This is a genomic window from Acinetobacter sp. YH16052 (assembly GCF_013417155.1).
In the GTDB taxonomy this organism is placed as follows: Bacteria; Pseudomonadota; Gammaproteobacteria; order Pseudomonadales; family Moraxellaceae; genus Acinetobacter.
Genome location: NZ_VPEO01000198.1, coordinates 1 through 1,086 on the forward strand (window position 1 = coordinate 1; position 1,086 = coordinate 1,086).

Genomic DNA, 1,086 nt, shown 5'->3' on the forward strand with positions numbered 1-1,086 from the left:
AAATGCTACAGAAACAGCTTAGAAAAGCCGAAGAAACAGAAGATTTCTTGAAGGAACAAATCAAAACTAAGGATAGTAGTATTAATTTGCTTCAAACTCTTTTAACAGCTCCTAAATCGTCAGTACAAGGTAGTGTAGAGAAACAACAGAGTGATCCAGTTCTTTCTAAGCTACCTGAGCTTGAAAAGAAGCAAGAAGAACATCTAATTCCGAAGCCTATCCTTGAAGAAGAGAAGAGACCAAAGAGAAAGGGCTTATTTAGTCGAGTTGTTAGTGCCGTATTTGATGAGTGAAGGCTCGTATATTAGCCAACGATTTACTGTTTATTTCCTTACATACACTACAATTGCACTGTCCTATTTAAGATTTACTTATGATCTCAAACATCTCTATTACCCAAAATCAGTTTTTACAGACGAAAGCTTCCAGTGAAAAAAAGGAGTTGGGGCAATTCTTTACACCTAGTGAAATAGCAACATTCATGGCTAGTTTGATCACTCTTGATAAAGATAAGAGCCGATCTATTAGTGTTCTAGATGCAGGTGCAGGTGCAGGTATTTTGGGGATTTCTGCATTATTAAAATTAAAAGAATTAGGCTTTAAAAAATTACATTTAACAGCCTATGAGAAAGATGATTTAGTTATTCCATTACTAGAAGAAAATTTAGATACTTTTTTAAAAGAAAATGAAGAAGTTTCATTTAGTTATGAGGTAATCAATCAAGATTTTATCTTAGAAAAAAACAATCAGACCTACGATGTTTGTTGTATTAATCCTCCATATTTTAAATATTCTGTGAAAACTTCACCTTATGCCAAATCAATGGCTCATTTATTTAAGGGTGATCCTAATATTTATGCTCTGTTTGTTGCAAAAGCATTAAGCCTTTTAGCTCCACAAGGAGAGCTAATTTTTATTACTCCTCGTAGTTTTACCAATGGGCTATATTTCAAAGGATTTAGAAAATATTTACTTAAAAACAATAGCTTAAAAGCAATCCATATTTTTAAATCAAGAAAAGATGCTTTTAAAGAGAGTGATGTACTTCAAGAAAATGTCATTTTCAAAATTGTGAAGGATCTACA

1 protein-coding gene and 1 pseudogene are annotated in these 1,086 nt (G+C 32.3%); both read left to right on the forward strand.

The window, feature by feature from the left end; genetic code table 11:
• Nucleotides 1-293: pseudogene (locus tag FTV42_RS17300) on the forward strand (hypothetical protein); the annotation flags it as partial.
• 80 nt (nucleotides 294-373) lie between these two features.
• The coding region (locus tag FTV42_RS17305) for an Eco57I restriction-modification methylase domain-containing protein (protein WP_180039290.1) at nucleotides 374-1,086 on the forward strand (713 nt) is incomplete at its 3' end.